The organism is Pseudomonas sp. MF6747, assembly GCF_963890955.1.
GTDB lineage: Bacteria > Pseudomonadota > Gammaproteobacteria > Pseudomonadales > Pseudomonadaceae > Aquipseudomonas.
Map to the genome: position 1 here is coordinate 1 of NZ_CAWPSZ010000036.1, position 2,548 is coordinate 2,548.

General features: G+C 49.0%; 2 protein-coding genes and 1 pseudogene. 2 read left to right on the top strand and 1 reads right to left on the bottom strand.

What is annotated here, in order from left to right; translation table 11 throughout:
• Window positions 1-26: 26 nt before the first annotated feature.
• A pseudogene (locus AACW30_RS23930) lies at window positions 27-458 on the bottom strand (BPL-N domain-containing protein); the annotation flags it as partial.
• A 153-nt stretch (window positions 459-611) separates the two neighbouring features.
• Between AACW30_RS23930 and AACW30_RS23935 the strand changes: the two are divergent.
• Both AACW30_RS23935 and AACW30_RS23940 read left to right on the top strand, forming a co-directional pair.
• Window positions 612-1,127: a hypothetical protein gene (locus tag AACW30_RS23935; RefSeq protein ID WP_200625764.1), complete on the top strand. Its 516-nt coding sequence runs from the start codon at window positions 612-614 to the stop codon at window positions 1,125-1,127.
• Between the two features lie 622 nt (window positions 1,128-1,749).
• Entirely contained in the window at window positions 1,750-2,307 is a 558-nt protein-coding gene (locus AACW30_RS23940) for a hypothetical protein (RefSeq protein WP_124418052.1), read from the top strand.
• Window positions 2,308-2,548: the final 241 nt, after the last annotated feature.

Here is a 2,548-nt window from a genome sequence, read left to right on the forward strand (position 1 = left end):
TGTGAGTCTATTTCTTAAGTGACACGTCACCCAGCGAGATCTAAACTCTCCTCTTCGTCGACAGCGTCAGATGTGTATAACAGACGGCACCGCAATCCCCGCATATCAAACCACGCCTTCCCCGCCTCCGGATGCGGCCCGCTCAGCACCACTACGCCCTTCTCATACCGATACCGCGCCGCCGCCACTTCACCATTGCGATAAGTCGCAATCACCGTATACGGCGCGTGCCCATCAACCTTGGGAAAATACGGCCCGTCCTGATAGAACACACTGTCCGGCTTGCCATCCCACATCACCCGCACCGCCGCGTCTTCAACCCCTCGCACTTCAAACCCCGGCCGCCCGGCTTCGGAGTCGAGGTCCTGGGGTATCAACCCAAAGTTGCTGTTGTCCGCCAGATAAGCGCCCATGCATAACCCCAGGTAGCGCCCGCCCTTGGCCACGTATTCACGAAGAAACAATAGGGTCAGACCACCATTATCTAAATGTGGTCTGACCCTATCTTTAATTCAACCTGGTCAGCCGCCCATCCTTCTCACTTATTGCTTGACTCACTGTGATTGATCAGGCCTGTTAGTGCCGCCTCTACCTCCATTAATAAGGAAATTATGAAGCCTCTCTACCTGTGCTCAGTTCTGCTACTTGTAGGCTGCGCCCCAGCGCCGAAATACCTTGTGCCGGCGGGGGCGCCCCAGGCGCTGATCCGCAGCGAATTGGTCTCTATGGAAAATTATCGAAACGGCGTGACTCTGGTCGCGGCGCCTGCCATCGGCTGCAAATACGGCAGAACCGTGGCGACTGAGTCAGGGATGGGGAAGCAGTTGGTTTCCGTTTATAAGGATGTCTCGACGCCGGAGGGATTTTTCCCAATTGAAGCCGGCAAGCCGCTGCACTTGGAAATGCGCGGCGTGGCCAATGCCCATCGCTCGTGCAGCGTAGCGTTTGTCAGCGAATTTTCGCCGGGCGCACGCTATGTGATAAAGGGAGGGATTGTCGACGTCCCGGGCTCGCTGAGCCGTTGTTACATCGACATATTCAATGTCGATTCGGGCGTGCGCATGCCCACGGCCGACGAGCCGAAAATAGAGCGCACTTGCGCGCTGGACCGGTTACCGACGCTGTAGTGGACAACTGCACCCTACCTGACCGCACTTTTGGTAGATTCCTCAGGGTCAGCCCACGTTTAAACCAATGGTGGTCTGACCCCGATTTCATATAAACGGCGGACTGAGGCACTGGCAATCATTGAGCTACCCGTTGATGAACTATCAATCACGGTCAAATGGCCAACTCCCGACCCCGAGGGATGCGCACGCTTTGTTCGTGAGCTTGCTAAATGATTGAGGGCCGCAAGTAAGAGGTAAAGGGACAGATTTTTTCCTGAAAATAAATCTGCCCCTTTTACCGGAACAATAGTGGCTTCACTGACGCAAGCTCAGAACAGCTGTTCCGATTCGCAGGCATAGGTTTGGAACACAGAAAAAATCAGGACATCAAGGGCGTATCTAGAAAACTGGTGACAGGCTTGCTTTGTGACTATATTGATAGCAACCTTGCCAGCATGACTACAATGGATTTTGTTATCACCATCAAATGAATGTAATCGGGGTCATGTAATCGGGGTCAGACCACGTTTGGGCGATTGCTTAAATCGTGACCTGACCCGATTTATGCAATTTTCATATATCGCGAAAGCGGATCTGCCGCTTTTTCTCAGCACATACAAATCAAAAAGGAGTAATATTAATGGAGCCAGCAGTACAGGGAGCATTGGTTGGAGCAACTGCAGCAATTATCGGAGTAGTTTCAAGTGGTGCTATTCAATGGGGTTTAAAAATCTCTGAAGAGTCACGCCGAAAACAAGAAGCTGCAGAGCTGATGATATTTTACTGCCGTCGACTTCGAAGTGTGCTTCGAAAACTCAGCATTCAACCCAGTCTCTCTAGCCATTTAGCACTAGGGATTTCAATTAATGATGACGATATTAGCGATCTAGAATACATCCTTAAAGAACTTACGACAAAAATTCCCCAACTTAATTTGATAGCTTTCGACATCAGAAGAGCATTAAAAAATATTCAAAACTATTCAAATCAATATTGGGACCTACTAGATACCCTAAAAAAAGGAGCAGGAAATCAAAAGGATCTACCCATAATTGAGTCATGGCTTATGACTGATGCACGACAAGGCAGCATCCAAGCCCACAATGCCATACAGCTTTCATTTGAACAGCTTACAAAATCGAGAAGAAAAATAGTTATTCACAAGGTTCGCCTCGATGACACATATAGCTATAAATGAGTCCTAACTCAATAGCGCAGCCAATCTCTAGCACAGAAAATGGGGGCGAACTTACTTTCAAGGAAATTAATCTGCTTCCATTTTTTACTAGTTTTTTAGATACACGTATGCTGCCTTGTGAAAAGGCACTTTTTTCATATACCTTTTGAATGTCCGTTATTGGCCGAAAACTGCCCTTTCCAACAACCCGCTACCGAACAAACGTAAATAAATACATCATTTCCCCACCCTCCCCACCAAC